The 15,927-nt window shown below is 57.1% G+C and carries 13 protein-coding genes and 1 pseudogene; 8 read left to right on the top strand and 6 right to left on the bottom strand.

Annotated elements, in window-relative coordinates; translation table 11 throughout:
- Window positions 1-143 precede the first annotated feature (143 nt).
- Window positions 144-506, bottom strand: coding sequence for a YibL family ribosome-associated protein (locus ACLH1I_RS20595; RefSeq protein ID WP_002922410.1), 363 nt, complete (start codon window positions 504-506; stop codon window positions 144-146).
- A gap of 272 nt (window positions 507-778) precedes the next feature.
- On the opposite strand from ACLH1I_RS20595, the gene ACLH1I_RS20590 reads away from it, so the two are divergent.
- Window positions 779-1,003: a hypothetical protein gene (locus ACLH1I_RS20590; protein ID WP_002922402.1), complete on the top strand. Its 225-nt coding sequence runs from the start codon at window positions 779-781 to the stop codon at window positions 1,001-1,003.
- Here the strand turns inward: ACLH1I_RS20590 and mtlR are convergent.
- The 3 genes from mtlR to mtlA form a co-directional block, all read right to left on the bottom strand.
- On the bottom strand, window positions 992-1,588 hold the full coding sequence (mtlR, locus tag ACLH1I_RS20585) for a mannitol operon repressor MtlR (RefSeq protein ID WP_002922401.1): 597 nt from the start codon (window positions 1,586-1,588) through the stop codon (window positions 992-994). The two genes, ACLH1I_RS20590 and mtlR, sit on opposite strands and share 12 nt — an antisense overlap.
- Window positions 1,588-2,736, bottom strand: a complete 1,149-nt coding sequence (gene mtlD, locus ACLH1I_RS20580; protein ID WP_004205038.1) for a mannitol-1-phosphate 5-dehydrogenase — start codon at window positions 2,734-2,736, stop codon at window positions 1,588-1,590. Before mtlD ends, mtlR begins: the two co-directional genes overlap by 1 nt.
- Before the next feature lie 102 nt (window positions 2,737-2,838).
- Window positions 2,839-4,746, bottom strand: a complete 1,908-nt coding sequence (mtlA, locus tag ACLH1I_RS20575) for a PTS mannitol transporter subunit IICBA (RefSeq protein WP_017900038.1) — start codon at window positions 4,744-4,746, stop codon at window positions 2,839-2,841.
- A 538-nt stretch (window positions 4,747-5,284) separates the two neighbouring features.
- Here mtlA and ACLH1I_RS20570 point away from each other — a divergent pair.
- The 5 genes and pseudogenes from ACLH1I_RS20570 to selB all read left to right on the top strand — a co-directional run bounded on the left by ACLH1I_RS20570 (window position 5,285) and on the right by selB (window position 10,827).
- Window positions 5,285-5,653, top strand: coding sequence for a DUF3302 domain-containing protein (locus ACLH1I_RS20570; RefSeq protein ID WP_064150997.1), 369 nt, complete (start codon window positions 5,285-5,287; stop codon window positions 5,651-5,653).
- A gap of 3 nt (window positions 5,654-5,656) precedes the next feature.
- A pseudogene (locus tag ACLH1I_RS20565) lies at window positions 5,657-6,794 on the top strand (HlyD family secretion protein).
- Window positions 6,795-6,886: 92 nt separating this feature from the next.
- Window positions 6,887-7,495, top strand: a complete 609-nt coding sequence (locus ACLH1I_RS20560) for a glutathione S-transferase (protein ID WP_017900037.1) — start codon at window positions 6,887-6,889, stop codon at window positions 7,493-7,495.
- Between the two features lie 105 nt (window positions 7,496-7,600).
- Window positions 7,601-8,989 (top strand): L-seryl-tRNA(Sec) selenium transferase, encoded by a 1,389-nt coding sequence (gene selA, locus ACLH1I_RS20555; protein WP_080936140.1) that lies wholly within the window; start codon window positions 7,601-7,603, stop codon window positions 8,987-8,989.
- Complete coding sequence (gene selB / locus ACLH1I_RS20550; RefSeq protein ID WP_053809872.1) at window positions 8,986-10,827, top strand: selenocysteine-specific translation elongation factor; 1,842 nt, start codon at window positions 8,986-8,988, stop codon at window positions 10,825-10,827. The genes selA and selB overlap by 4 nt, the downstream gene beginning before the upstream one ends.
- Window positions 10,828-10,901: 74 nt before the next feature.
- Here the strand turns inward: selB and ACLH1I_RS20545 are convergent, their stop codons facing one another.
- Window positions 10,902-12,851: a glycoside hydrolase family 127 protein gene (locus ACLH1I_RS20545; RefSeq protein WP_048326036.1), complete on the bottom strand. Its 1,950-nt coding sequence runs from the start codon at window positions 12,849-12,851 to the stop codon at window positions 10,902-10,904.
- Window positions 12,852-12,860: 9 nt separating this feature from the next.
- Entirely contained in the window at window positions 12,861-14,261 is a 1,401-nt protein-coding gene (locus tag ACLH1I_RS20540; protein ID WP_025999220.1) for an MFS transporter, read from the bottom strand.
- Window positions 14,262-14,512: 251 nt separating this feature from the next.
- Between ACLH1I_RS20540 and ACLH1I_RS20535 the strand changes: the two genes are divergently transcribed.
- Both ACLH1I_RS20535 and ACLH1I_RS20530 read left to right on the top strand, forming a co-directional pair.
- Window positions 14,513-15,328 (top strand): helix-turn-helix domain-containing protein, encoded by an 816-nt coding sequence (locus ACLH1I_RS20535; RefSeq protein WP_004205028.1) that lies wholly within the window; start codon window positions 14,513-14,515, stop codon window positions 15,326-15,328.
- A 110-nt stretch (window positions 15,329-15,438) separates the two neighbouring features.
- Window positions 15,439-15,924, top strand: coding sequence for a 4Fe-4S dicluster domain-containing protein (locus ACLH1I_RS20530; RefSeq protein ID WP_004205027.1), 486 nt, complete (start codon window positions 15,439-15,441; stop codon window positions 15,922-15,924).
- Window positions 15,925-15,927: the final 3 nt, after the last annotated feature.

The raw sequence follows: 15,927 nt of genomic DNA, 5'->3' as shown, positions 1-15,927 counted from the left end.
CAACGGGTTTGTGATGCATTTTGATGGATTTGTGAACTGCTGGGGGGTAGATGAATTTATTGGTTGGACCAATCTGCCAGCAGGGGACGAAAAAGGGTGGCGGTAGGACAGAATAACCCTCTCCGGACGGAGAGGGCTGGGGATTAGAATTCGCTGCGGGCGAAACCGGTCATCTCTTTCAGACCCATTTCCCGGCCCAGGGCGGTCATCGGATGGACGACCACCAGGCCGCGGACGCTTTTCTTCAGCTTGCCCATATCGGCCTGCTCTTTTTTGGTAATCGCGCGACGGAACGGCAGGCTCATCAGCTTTTGCGCCTCTTTGCTCAGCTTCTGGCTCTGGACGGAACGCAGACGTTCAATCTCCGTTTCCAGAGTGGCTTTTTCTTTTTCCAGCTCAGCGTATTTATCGGCGGCTTCCACCAGCGACAGCTCGGCCTGCTGGTGGCGGATGGCGTCGAGACGATCGCTCAGACGTTTGATTTCATTCTTTTCGACTTCTTTCATGGTGATTTGATCTGTTAATAAAGGGGCTTCATTCGCCTATAGTATGTGCCGTGACCGCTATTGTTGATAGCTATTTATCAAAAATTCGCCGTTAATCGCCGTCAGAATACGATACCTGAACCTGCTAATAATTTGAATTTTATTAATATTCTTTCTGATACCCGCTCTAATTTCATTTCTGTGAAGCCGGTCGGCAGATAAGCACGTTTTCCTTAACCCACGCCGGTGAATTGGCTAATGCTTAATCAGATTATTCCCAAAAGGAGGACGTGATGGCAAAGATCGGCGACGGCGTACCACGTTTAATCGACAAAGCGGTTGATTTTATGGCTTCCAGTCAGGCGTTTATGGAGTATTTGAAAAAGTCTCCGCGGCTGCAGCATGTACCGCGAGATATCCCGCAGGATAAGGAAGCGTTGTTTCTGCAGCGTCTGGAATATTATCGTCAGCTTTACCGGCCGACCTGCGACCAGACGGAGCCGGAATCAGAGCGTTGATTTCTGGAAGGCTTTTTTTAAGCTGATTCGTGAAATCAGCTCAGTCAGGGACAACACCATCGTTGAACGCACCATCTGCTGGTAACGCAGTTTCTGCATTGCCAGCAGTTCGGCGTCGCTGTCATCAAACTGCGGCGTTGGCGGCAGGGCGGCGACGCAGTGCAGTTCGCCGAACGGACCGATAATTTCGTCGTCGGTAAAGCTGTACTCATTGCCGTCGTGATTAAGCTCCTCGCGCAGGGCCATCAGCAGCTCGGCGTCTTCATATTCGGCACGACTTATTACCCCAAGGCCATAAATCAGCTTCAGGCGTACAGAGAGATCGCCGAGCGGCCCGCTGCCCTCCAGCAAGGGCTCGACGGCGTATTTCACCGCGTAGTCGTCTTTACGGAACACCTGAAGCACCAGAATATTGACCGCTTCCGTTAACAGCTCGACGGTGGCGATCAGGAAGCTTCGTACGGTTTTGCCAGCATTCAGACGCTCAAGCACACGGTTTTCAAATGCTTGTGTTTCTTCCATCATTGCCTGCATATCTGACAGGAGTCGTAATGGGCGCGACGTCGGTCGCGCCAGGTTGTGCATCATTTTACCGCGTTGTAGTCGTTAACGGCCTCCGCGACGACATCGCTTGCCGCGTCAAGGCCGGAAATCTGGGCCAGCGCGGCCTGCGGCCCCTTGTCGGCGATCAGCGCCGCCAGCTCCTGAGCCTGCGGATCGTCTTCGCTACGGAAATGCATCGCCGCCGCGATCCCTTTCACCAGGTTGCGGTGCGGCAGGCCGTATTCCAGTGTACCCAGCAGCGGCTTAATTAAACGGTCGCCGGCGCTCAGTTTGCGCAGCGGCTGACGGCCAACGCGCTCAACATCGTCTTTCAGGTACGGGTTCTCGAAACGGCCAAGAATTTTCTGGATATAAGCCGCGTGCTTCTGCGGGTCAAAGGCGTAGCGTTTGATCAGCACCGCGCCGCTCTCCTCCATCGCGCCCTGCACGACGGCCCGAATTTTCTCGTCGAGGATCGCATCGCGAATCGTCTGGTGGCCCGCCAGTTTTCCGAGGTAGGCGGTTATAGCATGCCCGGTGTTCAAGGTGAAGAGCTTGCGCTCGACAAATGCCATCAGGTTATCAGTTAATTCCATTCCCGGGATGGTCGGCAGTTCGCCCTTGAACTGGGTTTTATCGACGATCCATTCGCTGAAGGTTTCCACGGTGACTTCCAGCGGGTCATGGGTAGCGGACGCCGATGGCGGCACGATACGGTCAACGGCGGAGTCGACGAAGCCGATATGGGTTTCCACCCAGGCCTTATCTTCCTCCGCCAGGGCGTTAAATACGTGGCCTTTTAACTGCGTTGTGCCGCGCACCATATTTTCGCAGGCGATAATGTTCAGCGGGCGTTCGGTGCCCTGCGCTTTGCGCTTCGCCAGCCCTTTGGCGATGGCCGGGGCGATGCGCTCAAGGACCACGGGACCGACGGCAGTGGTCACCAGGTCGACGCTGGCGATCAGATCCACGACCTCGTCGCCAATGCTGCTGACGGCATTCACGCCGGAGACGGTATCCACCTGCTCATTTTCGCCAACGACGTGAACCTGGTAGCTATGACGGGCATTCAGGGCATCAAGTACGGTCTGATTAACATCGGCAAACGTCAGTTCGATGCCCGCGTCGGCCAGCAGTTTACCGATAAAGCCACGTCCGATATTACCTGCGCCAAAATGTAATGCTTTCATAGTATTAACCTTCAATTAATGTTTTTACCTGAGAGGGCTGGGGTGAGGCTTTTCCCCTCACCCAAACCCTCTCCAAAAAGGAGAGGGAATGGACCGGTCTGTTTATTTATTCAGCAGCGCCAGTACGTCGTCGACGCTGGTGGTGTTCGCCAGTCGCTCAATCACCGTTTCGTCATCCAGCGCGTTGGTCAGGCTGGTAATCACCTGAATGTGCTCGTTGTTGCGGGCGGCGATGCCGATCACCAGGCGGGCAACATCGTCTTCATCTTCCCCAAAGCGCACCCCTTCCGGGTACTGGCAGAAGACGACGCCGGTTTTCAGCACGCGGTCTTTCGCTTCGATGGTGCCGTGCGGCACCGCGATGGACTCGCCAAGATAGGTCGAGGTCAGTTTTTCGCGGTCCAGCATCGCCTGCACATATTCCGGCTCGACGTAGCCGCCTTTCACCAGTTGCTCGCCGGCGAAGCGGATGGCTTCTTCTTTTGTGGCCGCTTTGCGACCGAGGAAGATGTTATCCGCACCCAGCTTGAACAGGTTTTTGTCAGTATCATCAAAGCTGTCTTTCAGGCTATCGGTGACTTTGACTTCGTTGTCGATGTGGCGCTGGGCCGCCACCAGACGCTCGGTCAGGCTGGTGTAGAGACCGCTGTCGAGGAAGTTGGTCAGCGAAATATGCTGTGCCTGCGGTACCTGGCGCATGGCGCGCTCGGTCAGGTCGCGGTGGGTGATCACCAGGTCAACATCCGGCGGCAGATTATTGATCGCGCTGTTGGTGACCGAGATGTTGCTCAGGCCGGCATCCTGCACTTTCTTGCGTAGTACCCCGGCGCCCATGGCGCTGGAACCCATCCCGGCGTCGCAAGCGACGATGATTTTCCGCACATGGCTCAGGTCGTTGGTGACATTGCCTGCCGCCAGCGGGTTGGCGCCTTTTGATTGCGCCTTCATGTCATGCATACGACGCGTCGCGGCTTCGATATCGTCTTCTTCTTTGACTTTGCTGGTCTTCAGCAGAACCGCAGAGACCACGAAGGAGACCGCCATCGCGGCGATAATGGCTGCGATGTTCGCGAAGTAGGCTCCTTTCGGCGTCATCGCCAGCACCGCCAGGATAGAGCCCGGGGAAGCCGGAGAGACCAGACCGCCGTTGAGGATGGTCAGGGTGAAGACACCGGTCATCCCGCCGAGGATAACGGCCAGGATCAGACGCGGGTTCATCAGCACGTACGGGAAATAGATTTCATGGATACCACCCAAGAAGTGGATGATAGCCGCCCCGCCTGCAGACTGTTTAGCGCTGCCGCGGCCAAAGAACATGTACGCCAGCAGAACGCCCATCCCCGGACCCGGGTTCGCTTCAATCAGGAAGAAGATGGATTTACCCAGCTCGTGGGACTGCTGAATACCCAGCGGCGAGAAGATACCGTGGTTGATGGCGTTGTTAAGGAACAGGATTTTCGCCGGTTCCACGAAGATAGACGCCAGCGGCAGCATGTCGTGCGCCACCATGAAGTTAACGCCAGCCGCCAGAATTTTCGACAGAACTTCTACCGCCGGGCCGATGCCGAGGAAGGCAAGAATAGCGAGGATCATCCCGATGATGCCAGCGGAGAAGTTATTCACCAGCATTTCAAAACCGGATTTGATCTTACCGTCGACCCAGTTATCGAACTTCTTGATGCAGTAGCCGCCCAGCGGGCCGGCAATCATGGAGCCGAGGAACATCGGCATATCCGCGCCGACGATAACGCCCATGGTGGTGATCGCCCCGACCACGCCGCCACGTTCGCCGCCGACTAATTTACCGCCGGTGTAACCGATCAGCAGCGGCAGCAGGTAGGTGATCATCGGACCGACCAGCTTCGCCAGCGTTTCGTTTGGCAACCACCCTGTCGGAATGAAAAGCGCGGTGATGATACCCCACGCGATAAACGCGCCGATATTCGGCATCACCATATTGCTGAGAAAACGACCAAAGCTTTGCACTTTGATCTTGATATCGGATGACATAAAACACCCCTTCTTCTGTTTTGCGTATCGCGCAGGCTAAAAGCCCGAGGTTTGTTGTTAATGTGGCGGCAGAGGTAGCCGGGCCCTGATTGATAGTGCGAAATCTGGCACTGAATCGTTTAGCTGTCCAGCCAACGCCTTTTTATGTGATATAGATCACATGAATATAGGGGGCGCGGTGGGTTTTGTAGTGATTGCGATCACATAATTGCTGTGTAAAAAAACAACAGACCGTCGGTTTTGCCGCTAATCTGCGATTTTGTGTGATATTTGTCACAATTTTGTTTCGTGTTTTTGTTGTTTGTTTGTGATTTTGATCACAAAGAATTTCACAGTGGATCTTCGCCGCTGTGATCTCGGCCCGGTTTTGCGGCCAGGGCGAGGTGGCTGTGTAACTAAGCAACCATGTTGGTTAAATAACTTTTTTCCACCGGATGGCAAAAATGAAAGGGGTGAATTATGCTCAAATCAGCGGCCCGGATGTCAGTGGGGCGTGAATAAAATTTATATAAATTATTAGCGTAAAGCCGAGGGAATTATGTTTCTCAATTATTTTGCGCTGGGTGTTCTGATCTTCGTTTTTCTGGTCATTTTTTATGGGATTATCGTTATTCACGATATTCCTTATTTGATTGCCAAAAAACGCAACCACCCCCATTCCGATGCTATTCATGTCGCCGGATGGGTCAGTCTTTTTACTCTCCACGTCATCTGGCCGTTTTTATGGATATGGGCCACGCTGTACCAACCTGAGCGCGGCTGGGGCATGCAGCATAAGGCGAATACGGACCCCGACGAACCTGAAAAAGAAAGCGATATACAACAGCTTCGCCAACGACTGAGCGTCCTTGAACATCAGGTGGCGGCCATCCAGCGGCCACAGTCCACCTCTGCGGCGGAGAAATAAACTATGGATCTGTTGATAATTTTGACCTACGTGGCTATCGCCTGGTCGATATTTAAAATTTTCAAAATACCGGTAAATAAATGGACAGTTCCCACCAGCGGCGCTGGGGGGCGTATTTATTGTTAGCGCGCTTATTTTATTAATGAACTATAACCACCCTTACACCTTTCTGGCGCAAAAGGCGGTGATATCTATTCCTATCACGCCGCAGGTTACCGGAGTAGTTGACAGCGTCACCGACAAAGCGAATCAGCGCGTCAAAAAGGGCGAGGTGCTTTTTACTATTGACCCGGCGCGCTATCAGGCGCGGGTCGACCGTCTGCAGGCCGACCTGGTGACAGCGCTGCACAGTATTAACACCCTCAAGGCGCAGCTCTCTGAAGCCCAGGCCAACACCACTCGCGTATCGGCGGAACGCGATCGCTTATATAAAGACTATCAACGTTACCTGAAAGGGAGCCAGGCCCGGGTGAATCCGTTCTCAGAAAGCGACATCGATAACGCCCGGCAGAATTACCTTGCTCAGGACGCGCTGGTCAAGGCGTCGGTAGCGGAACAGGCGCAGATCCAGAGCCAGCTGGACAGCATGATCAACGGCGAGCAGTCGCAGGTGGTTAGCCTGCGCGCCCAGCTGGCGGAGGCGAAGTACAATCTCGACCAGACTACCGTGCGGGCGCCCAGCGATGGGTATATCACTCAAGTGTTGATCCGTCCGGGGACCTACGCTGCCTCGCTGCCGCTGCGGCCGGTGATGGTGTTTATCCCTGAGCAAAAAAGGCTGATCGTCGCCCAGTTCAGGCAAAATTCGCTGTTAAGGCTGGAGAAGGGCGACGACGCGGAAGCGGTGTTTAATGCCCTGCCCGGACAGGTATTCCACGGCAAACTGGTGAGCATTTTACCGGTGGTGCCGGGGGGAACCTATCAGGCGCAGGGGGCGTTGCAGTCGCTGACCGTGACGCCGGGCAGCGATGGCGTGCTGGCGACCATTGAGCTCGATCCGAATGCCGAAATCGATGCACTACCCGATGGCATCTATGCGCAGGTGGCGGTCTACTCCGACCATTTCGCCCACGTTTCGGTGATGCGTAAAGTGCTGCTGCGCATGACCAGTTGGATGCACTACCTCTATCTCGACCATTAATGCGATCGGCGGCAGGTTGAGCGGGATGCTCACCTGCCTTTTACCTCGCCCTGAGCCATACTCATATCTTTGTTGGCGATAAGGAGCAGGCTATGAAACTGATCGGCAGCTACACCAGTCCCTTTGTGCGCAAAATATCGGTGATCCTGCTGGAAAAGCGCATCCCTTTTGAATTTGTCAACGAATCCCCCTACAGCGAAAGCAACGGCGTGTCGCGCTATAACCCGCTGGGCAAAGTGCCGGCGCTGGTGACAGATGACGGCGAATGCTGGTTTGATTCTCCGGTTATCGCGCAGTATCTCGAGCTGCTGGGCGTGGCGCCGCCGATGATCCCCGCCGATCCCAGAGCCGCTCTCAGGATGCGCCAGCTTGAGGCGCTGGCAGATGGGGTGATGGAGGCCGCCCAGGCGCTGGTGCGCGAAAAAGCTCGCCCTGCGGCCCAACAGTCAGAGCAAGAGCTGCTCCGCCAGCGGGAGAAAGTGGCGCGCGGCCTCGACAGGTTGGAAGCCTGCGCGGCGGACGGAACGCTACGCGGTGACGAGGTCAATCTGGCGACCATCTCTACGGCCTGCGCCATTGCCTACCTGAACTTTCGCCGGGTGGCGCCGGGCTGGTGCGCCACCCGGCCGCAGTTGGTGAAGTTGGTGGATGCGCTGTTCCAGCGCGCCAGCTTTGCGCGCACCGAACCGCCGCGGACTTGACCCAGGCAGGTAACAGTTTGCGCAAGGAGGCGTTACAATCGCCGCTGATTGTTGACTCCCTCTCCCGTCGGGAGGGGGGAAAATAACTTACCGCCAGGCCCATTCATGACTACCGAAATTCGTGCGCTTTATACCCGGCTTCCGGCCATTGACCGCTTACTCCGCGACCCCGCTTTTTCCTCCCTGCTGGCGCAGCACGGCCATTCGCAGGTGGTGACGCAGCTGCGCCAGATGCTGGACGAGGCGCGGGAACAGATCCGCCAGTGTCAGACACTGCCTGACTGGAGCCATGACTGGCTGAGTGCCTGCGCGCAGCGGCTGACCGCCAGCCGGCAGAGCGCCCTGCGTCCGGTGTTTAATCTCACCGGTACGGTGCTGCACACCAATCTCGGGCGCGCCATCCAGGCTGAGGCGGCGGTGGAGGCGGTCGTCAGCGCGATGCGCGCGCCGGTGACGCTCGAATATGATCTCGACGACGCCGGGCGCGGCCATCGCGATCGCGCTATTGCCGATCTGCTGTGCCAGATCACCGGCGCGGAAGATGCCTGTATCGTGAACAACAACGCGGCGGCCGTGCTGCTGATGCTGGCGGCCACCGCCAGCGGCAGGGAGGTGGTGGTCTCCCGCGGCGAGCTGGTGGAGATCGGCGGGGCGTTCCGCATTCCCGACGTGATGCGTCAGGCAGGTTGTCAGCTGCACGAAGTGGGCACCACCAACCGCACCCACGCCAAAGACTATCGCCAGGCGGTGAATGACAATACCGCCCTGCTGATGAAGGTCCACACCAGCAACTACAGCATTGAAGGCTTTACCAAAGCCGTCGACGAAGCGGAGCTGGCGGTCATCGGCCGCGAGCTGGACGTCCCGGTAGTGGCCGACCTGGGCAGCGGGTCGCTGGTGGATCTCAGTCAGTATGGCCTGCCGAAGGAGCCGATGCCGCAAGAGATGATCGCCGCCGGGGTGAGCCTGGTCAGTTTCTCTGGCGACAAGCTGCTCGGCGGCCCGCAGGCCGGAATTATCGTCGGCAAACGCGCGCTGATTGCCCGCCTGCAGAGCCATCCGCTGAAGCGGGCCCTGCGCGCGGATAAAATGACTCTCGCGGCGCTGGAAGCCACGCTGCGCCTCTATCAGCATCCGGAAGCGCTGCGGGAAACCTTACCGACGCTGCGCCTGCTCACCCGCCCGGCGGACGAGATCCGCCGGCAGGCTGAACGCCTGCAGCCTGCCCTGGCGGCACACTATGCTGATTTTGCCGTCAACGTGGCAGCCTGCCAGTCGCAGATTGGCAGCGGCTCGTTACCCGTCGACCGTCTGCCCGGCGCGGCGTTGACCTTTACCCCCCATGACGGCCGCGGCAGCCGGCTGGAGGCTTTGGCGGCCCGCTGGCGCAGGCTGCCATGCCCGGTGATTGGCCGCATTTATGACGGCCGGCTCTGGCTGGATCTGCGCTGTCTGGAAGATGAAACCCGGTTTATGGAGATATTGTTACGATGATTATTGCCACCGCTGGACATGTTGACCACGGCAAAACGACGCTGCTGCAGGCGATAACCGGCGTGAATGCCGATCGTCTGCCGGAAGAGAAAGCGCGGGGAATGACGATCGATCTCGGCTATGCCTACTGGCCGCAGCCGGACGGGCGGGTGCTGGGGTTTATTGACGTGCCCGGGCACGAAAAGTTTTTGTCCAACATGCTGGCGGGGGTGGGTGGGATCGACCATGCGCTGCTGGTGGTGGCCTGCGATGACGGGGTGATGGCGCAAACCCGCGAACACCTGGCGATCCTGCAGCTGACCGGAAAGCCGACGCTGACCGTGGCGCTCACCAAGACGGACCGCGTGACGGCCGCCCGGGTGGCGGAGGTTCAGGCGGAGGTCGAGCAGGCCCTGCGCGAACTTGGCTTTGACGCCGCCGCTTTCTTCCCCACCGCGGCGGTGGAAAACCTCGGTATTGCCGAACTGCGCAGCCATCTGCTGCAGCTTGCGGAGCGCCCCCATCCGCAGCAGCGGCGTTTTCGCCTGGCGCTGGATCGCGCTTTCACCGTCAAAGGGGCGGGGCTGGTGGTCACCGGGACGGCGCTCTCCGGCGAAGTACGGGTCGGGGATACCCTGTGGCTTACCGGCGTCAACACGCCGATGCGCGTCCGCGGTCTGCATGCCCAGAATCAAGCGGTTGAGCAGGCGCACGCCGGGCAGCGCATTGCGCTGAACATTGTCGGCGATGCGCAGAAAGAGGCATTGCACCGCGGCGACTGGCTGCTCTCTTCCCCGCCGCCGGAGCCTGCAGAGCGGGTGATTGTCGAACTGCAGTGCCATACGCCGCTCAGCCAGTGGCAGCCGCTGCATATTCACCACGCTGCCAGCCACATCACCGGCCGGGTGTCGCTCCTTGAGGGCGACCTGGCGGAGCTGGTGCTGGATACCCCGCTGTGGCTGGCGGATAACGACCGGCTGGTACTACGCGATATCTCTGCTCGCTTGACGTTGGCCGGCGCACGAGTGGTGACGCTGGATCCCCCGCGCCGCGGCAAGCGTAAACCGGAGTATTTGCAGTGGTTGCACGCCCTGGCGGCGGTTGGCGCTGACGATGCGCAGGCCCTGGAGCTGCATCTGCAGCGGGACGCCGTCCGGCTTGAGCGCTTCGCCTGGGCTCGGCAGCTGAGTGAAACCGGAATGGCGGCCTTGATCCAGCGGCCTGACTATCTGCAGGCCGGACAGCGCTTGCTTAGCGCGCCGCTTGCCGCCCGCTGGCAGCGAAAATTGTTGGATGCCCTGGCGCGCTACCATGAACAGCATCGCGACGAGCCGGGCCCTGGCCGGGAGCGCCTGCGCCGCATCGCGCTGCCGATGGAAGATGAAGCGCTGGTGCTGCTGCTGATTGAGCAGATGCGCGAGAGCGGCTTAGTCCGCAGCCATCACGGCTGGCTGCATTTGCCCGAGCATAAAGCCGGGTTTACCGACGAGCAGCAGGCGGTCTGGCAGAAGGTGGAGACCCTGTTCGGCGATGATCCCTGGTGGGTGCGCGATCTCGCGCGCGAAGTCCATGTTGAAGAGTCCCTGATGCGCGCGGTGCTGCGCCAGGCGGCGCAGCAGGGGATAATTACCGCGATCGTCAAGGATCGTTACTACCGCAACGATCGCATTGTGCAGTTCGCCCAGCGGGTGCGCGAGCTGGATCAACTGCGCGGGTCAACCTGCGCGGCGGATTTTCGCGATACCTTAAACGTAGGGCGGAAGCTGGCGATCCAGATCCTGGAGTATTTCGATCGGATTGGCTTCACCCGCCGTCGCGGCAACGATCATATCCTGCGCGATAAGGCGTTGTTTCTGTAATCATTAACGCCTGCTCCCCGGCGGACAGCGAACGCTGTGTTGCCGGGGAAGAGGAGGTCGCGCTGTGCCGGGCCTTATTCGGCTTCCCGTACCCAGATACGCATTTCGCCTTCTCCGCGGTTTGCCCAGCTAAACCAGGGAATAAAGGTCAGCGTCTGTGAATGGGGGGTGGCCAGCGGGTGATCGTAGCTCCAGAGATTCTGCGCGTCGGCGTTTTCTGCATGTTTTCTGTAGCCTGGAGCCTGAATCAACATGTTGCGAGCAAACAGCCCCTTTCCTTCAAACACCGTGAACCTGGCATCGCGTGGCAGCAGCAGGTTATGCAGCGCTTCGCCGTTATCAGCTTGTTCGAGACAATAGACCAGTGGACCGCGCTGCAGCGCGACCTGGCCTGCCTGGTGACGAACAAGCGGATTGCCATATACCCGGCGAACCGGCATCGGCAAGGTAAGCATCAGGGTGTCACCTTCCTGCCAGAGATGATGGATATGCAGATAGCCCTGGCGAATATCCTGCGTGACCGGCGCGCCGTTCAGGGTGATGTGCGGACCCTCGCACCAGTCAGGTAGACGCAGCGCCAGCGTATGGTTCACTGTTGACGGTGATTCGATGACAATTTTGACCTGTTCCCGCCAGGGATAGTCACCGCTGATACGCAGGCGTAACGTCTTTTCCCCAACCGGGATCTCGACCTGATTGCCGACATAGAGATTGATATACAACGCCTCCTCGCGTGGCGTGTAGATATAATGCCCCAGTGAGGTCAGAAGACGAGCGATATTCGGTGGGCAGCAGGCACAGCCGAACCAACGCTGACGAACAGGCTTAACATGGTCATAAATATGATTGAATTTTAAAGACTTAGGCTGCACTTCCAAGGGGTTGACGTAAAAGAAATGTTTACCGTCCAGCGCCATACCGCCCAGAACGGTATTGTACAGCGCGCGCTCCATTACATCAGCATATTGGCTGTCGGCTTCCAGTTCCAGCATGCGGCGCGCGAACATCATCAGCCCGATAGAGGCGCAGCTTTCCGCATAAACGGTATCATTCGGCAGGTCGTAATCGCTGCTGAAGGCTTCCCCGCTGCTCTGTGAGCCAATGCCGCCCGTAATATACAGCTGACGCTGGACCATGTTTTTCCATAACCGCAGGCAATCCTGGCGTTTGCCTTCGTTCTTGCTCAGGCGCGCAAGGTGCGCTACGCCGGCCATTAAATAAACAAAGCGAACCGCGTGACCCACAGCGGTGGTCTGTTCGGCAAGCGGCAAATGCGCCTGGCTGTAGGGTTTATCCATCACCATCCACGCCGGCCCATAGGTATTCCAGAAGGAAGTTTTGCCGCGTTTTTCATACTCGATGTCATAGAAATGCGGCTGTGTCCCACGCTGTTCAACGAAGTAATTAGCCAGCGCCATATAGCGTGGTTCCTGAGTCACATCGTACAAACGCATTAACGCTAGCTCTATTTCAGGGTGTCCCGGGTAGCCGTGCAACTGATTGTCGTCGGGGCCAAACACGCTGTCGATATGATCGGCGAGGCGACATACCACCTCCAGCAGGCGGCGTTTACTGGTAGCCTGGAAGAATGCCACCCCAGCCTCAATCAGGTGACCGGCACAGTACAATTCATGGCATTCGGCGAGATTGGTCCAGCGTTCCCCGGGCGCTTTCACCGTAAAATAGGTGTTCAGATAACCATCTTCACATTGCGCGGCGGCAATCAGCTCAATCACCTCATCGGCGGTTTTTTCCAGTTCCGCATCTGGCTTCTGGCACAATGACCAGGCGACGGCCTCCAGCCATTTCGCCACATCGCTATCCTGGAACACCATTCCGTAGAATTCTCCTGCCTGCTGACCTGCGGCGATACGGAAGTTTTCTATCGCATGGCTGGGCTCAGCCTCGGCGATCCGGTCATTGAGGGCCTCCCACTGGTAGGGAATGACGACATCACGCACCAGTTGCTGATACTGACCCAGAAACGGATCGTTAACTTTCAGTTTGTGCAGATCGACTTCCATGATTTCTCCTTAAGACTGAACGTGACGTGCGCGCAGATCGGCTGCAATACGCGACATCATGGGATTGTTGAGCTTGCAGGCGCGGATAGCGAAGGCCAGCAACAGATGGAACAGCGCGGGCAGCAGGGTTTCCATCGCCGTGATCCCCGATAGTGAGGATGGAGTCTGGTTGCTGGCGCCGGGTTGATAAGCGACGTAGATAAATACCAGGCTGATAATGCCCGCACTGGAGGCCCATGCCAGCTTGATAAAGAACAGGTTGAAAGCAAAGTTCATCCCCGACGAACGGACACCCGTCTTCCATTCGCCATAATCATCAGAGAAAGCCATCAACGAAAAATGCAGCGGTAGGGTAAAGCCCAGGATGATGCCATTGCCGAGAATGACCGCCAGCCACAGCGTTTGCCAGGACGGACCGGTGGGCAGGAACCACATTCCGACCGCCAGTAAGGCCAGTACCACATTGGTGTAGTAATAGAGCTTGACGGTATCAACGTGGCGCGACAGCCAATTGACGATCGCGGCGCCCAGAATCGAGGAAAAGGTGACCATGGTGAAAAACAGCGATGTATAGCCAGTAGAGCCGCCGAGTACATAGGTAATGAAGTACATGTAGCCGCCACCGCGAATGTTAAACACGTTGATCAACAGGAATGACATCGCCAGCATGAGTAACAGCTGATCGTTTTTACGCAGACCGGCGATATGTTCGCGCAGGGTGAATTTGCCGAGCATCTCCAGGGAAACACGCTCTCGTACCCAGAAAAAGCAGCACAGAAACATCACCGCCGCGATGGCGCACAGTACGCCGACACCATACTGATAACCCTGGGCGGTATTCCCCTGACCGAGCGCTTTTACCAACCACGGCAGGCCCACGGAGACCAGGAATCCTGCCACACCGCATAGTATAAAGCGCCATGCCTGGCAGGAGATCACCTCGCTATGGCGAGTGGTCATCGTATTAATGAGCGCGCAGTAAGGGACGTTAATCGCGGTATAGCTGACTGAAAGCAGCAGGTAAGTGCCGAAGGCCCAGGCGATTTTTACCCCCATGCCGGCATCCGGCACGGTAAAGGTCAGCACGCCGATCGCTGCAATCGGAACCGCAATCCATAGCTGCCAGGGGCGAAAACGTCCCCATCGGCTTTGGGTCCGATCGGCGAGGACGCCCATGATCGGATCGGAAATAGCATCAAACACGCGCAGCGCAAGGAACAGAGTACCGACCAGCGCCGGGGTGAGCCCAAAGACGTCAGTATAGAAAAAAGTGAGAAAGTTCATGATCAGGCAGGTGATGACCGTTCCACCGGCGTCGCCCAGACCATAGCCTATTTTTTCACGGAGAGATAATTTGTCGTCCTGCATGTGCTTCGTGAGGTCGCTTGTCGTAATCGGAGCCGTAGTCATAAATAACTCCCGAAGAGAATGTTCAGAATTATTCCGCTGTCTGGCCGGCGGACATTTTTTGTCTTTTGCAAATACATTAATTATTTTGCACCGAATAAACGAGGCAACAAGGGAAGGGAAAAGTATAAAAAGAGAACGATTCCGACTTTGTCATAAAAATGTGATTCCGATCCGGAAAGGCGTTAATTTATGATTAATAATCAGTTGGAAAGAGATGTTTTATCGTTTCGTTAGCGGAAAATTAAATATATATGCTTGAATTATCCATGTCTCTTCCGATTCGCGTACAAAATGGCGGCTTATTTATTTCCCGTGGTGTCGGCAGCCATCCGGCGCGTAAACTGCAATCCTGGGAAATTATTTTTGTCGAAAAGGGAACGTTAACGATTTGCGAAGAGGATGAAATATTTAACGTTAATGCAGGGGAAAGTTTATTGCTGTGGCCAGAACGTTCTCATGTTGGGGTGGGGGAATTTCCCGCCGACCTGAAATTTTATTGGCTGCATTTTGAAGTACTGACGGAGAGTGTCCGGTCTCTGCCGCCAGCGCTGCTTAACGTTCCGCAACATACCCGCGTCAGCGATCCACAATACATTATTTCGCTGTTTCGCCAGTTTCTTCGTGAACAGGAGAACATTCACCGCAGCCTGGCGCTGGAGCTCCTGTTATTGCTGATACTGCAGCAGATTGCTGCGGCGGCAAGCGAAAAACCGGACGACAGTCCCGGCGCTGCGCTGGCCTGGAAAGCGCAGCAGATCATCCATACCCGTTACCACTTGCCTGTTTCAGCCTCGACGCTGGCGAAAGAGCTGCACTGTAATGCTGACTATTTAGGACGCGTGTATCGTCACGTTTTCCGCGTGACGTTGACCGAAGCGATCCATCGTCAGCGGGTCAGAGCGGCGGAAAAGCTGTTGATCAGCGATTCACTGTCGTTGACCGAAGTCGCGGGTCAGTGTGGCTTTAATGACGTCGGTTATTTTCGCAAGATCTTTCGTAAGCACACCAGCCTCACGCCTGCCGCCTGGAAGCGCCGCTACTGTAAGGAGCACATTAATTCAGCGTAATGAAAAATCAGTTGTGCTAGTGACTAAAAACAGCGCTGATTCCATTCAGGATCAAAGCGCGGGCAGGGACTATTCTGGCACCCTGCGGTTTTATCCCCAGGGAGCAGAGGATGAACCGGTTTCTTATTGCTAATGCCCAACAGTGTATTGGCTGTCGTACCTGTGAAGTGGCCTGCGCGGTGGCGCACCAGCAGGCGCAGGATGTGTCCATGCTGTCGACAAGCCATTTCGCGCCGCGGATCCGGGTGGTGAAAAGCGGCGAGATATCAACGGCGACGGCCTGTCGGCAGTGCGAGGATGCGCCCTGCGCCAGCGTCTGCCCGCAGGGGGCGATTCGTCTGGAGGAGGACGTCTGGTGGGTCGATCAGCGCCGCTGCATCGGCTGTAAAAGCTGCATGGTGGCCTGCCCGTACGGCGCGATGACCGTCACGGTGGTGAACCAGCAGGCGCAGGCGCTGAAATGCGATTTATGCCACCACCGCGCCGAGGGGCCGGCCTGCGTAGCCGCCTGCCCGACACAGGCGCTGCGGGTGATGGCTCCCGCGGAGCTGGAGGCGCTATGCGCGCAAAAACGCCAGCGGCTGGCGCTGGCGTGAGCG

It is taken from the genome of Klebsiella sp. 1SOBk10mer, from assembly GCF_046602535.1.
Taxonomy (GTDB): Bacteria; Pseudomonadota; Gammaproteobacteria; order Enterobacterales; family Enterobacteriaceae; genus Klebsiella; species Klebsiella quasipneumoniae.
The sequence above is the reverse complement of the archived record's forward strand: the minus strand, read 5'-3'. Positions and strand labels throughout refer to the sequence as shown.

Excerpts from the sequence above, each read along its gene's own strand:
- ACLH1I_RS20595 (WP_002922410.1), bottom strand. The coding sequence starts at position 506 with ATGAAAGAAGTCGAAAAGAATGAAATCAAACGTCTGAGCGATCGTCTC.
- ACLH1I_RS20590 (WP_002922402.1), top strand. The coding sequence starts at position 779 with ATGGCAAAGATCGGCGACGGCGTACCACGTTTAATCGACAAAGCGGTT.
- mtlR (WP_002922401.1), bottom strand. The coding sequence starts at position 1,588 with ATGCACAACCTGGCGCGACCGACGTCGCGCCCATTACGACTCCTGTCA.
- mtlD (WP_004205038.1), bottom strand. The coding sequence starts at position 2,736 with ATGAAAGCATTACATTTTGGCGCAGGTAATATCGGACGTGGCTTTATC.
- mtlA (WP_017900038.1), bottom strand. The coding sequence starts at position 4,746 with ATGTCATCCGATATCAAGATCAAAGTGCAAAGCTTTGGTCGTTTTCTC.
- ACLH1I_RS20570 (WP_064150997.1), top strand. The coding sequence starts at position 5,285 with ATGTTTCTCAATTATTTTGCGCTGGGTGTTCTGATCTTCGTTTTTCTG.
- ACLH1I_RS20560 (WP_017900037.1), top strand. The coding sequence starts at position 6,887 with ATGAAACTGATCGGCAGCTACACCAGTCCCTTTGTGCGCAAAATATCG.
- selA (WP_080936140.1), top strand. The coding sequence starts at position 7,601 with ATGACTACCGAAATTCGTGCGCTTTATACCCGGCTTCCGGCCATTGAC.
- selB (WP_053809872.1), top strand. The coding sequence starts at position 8,986 with ATGATTATTGCCACCGCTGGACATGTTGACCACGGCAAAACGACGCTG.
- ACLH1I_RS20545 (WP_048326036.1), bottom strand. The coding sequence starts at position 12,851 with ATGGAAGTCGATCTGCACAAACTGAAAGTTAACGATCCGTTTCTGGGT.
- ACLH1I_RS20540 (WP_025999220.1), bottom strand. The coding sequence starts at position 14,261 with ATGACTACGGCTCCGATTACGACAAGCGACCTCACGAAGCACATGCAG.
- ACLH1I_RS20535 (WP_004205028.1), top strand. The coding sequence starts at position 14,513 with ATGCTTGAATTATCCATGTCTCTTCCGATTCGCGTACAAAATGGCGGC.
- ACLH1I_RS20530 (WP_004205027.1), top strand. The coding sequence starts at position 15,439 with ATGAACCGGTTTCTTATTGCTAATGCCCAACAGTGTATTGGCTGTCGT.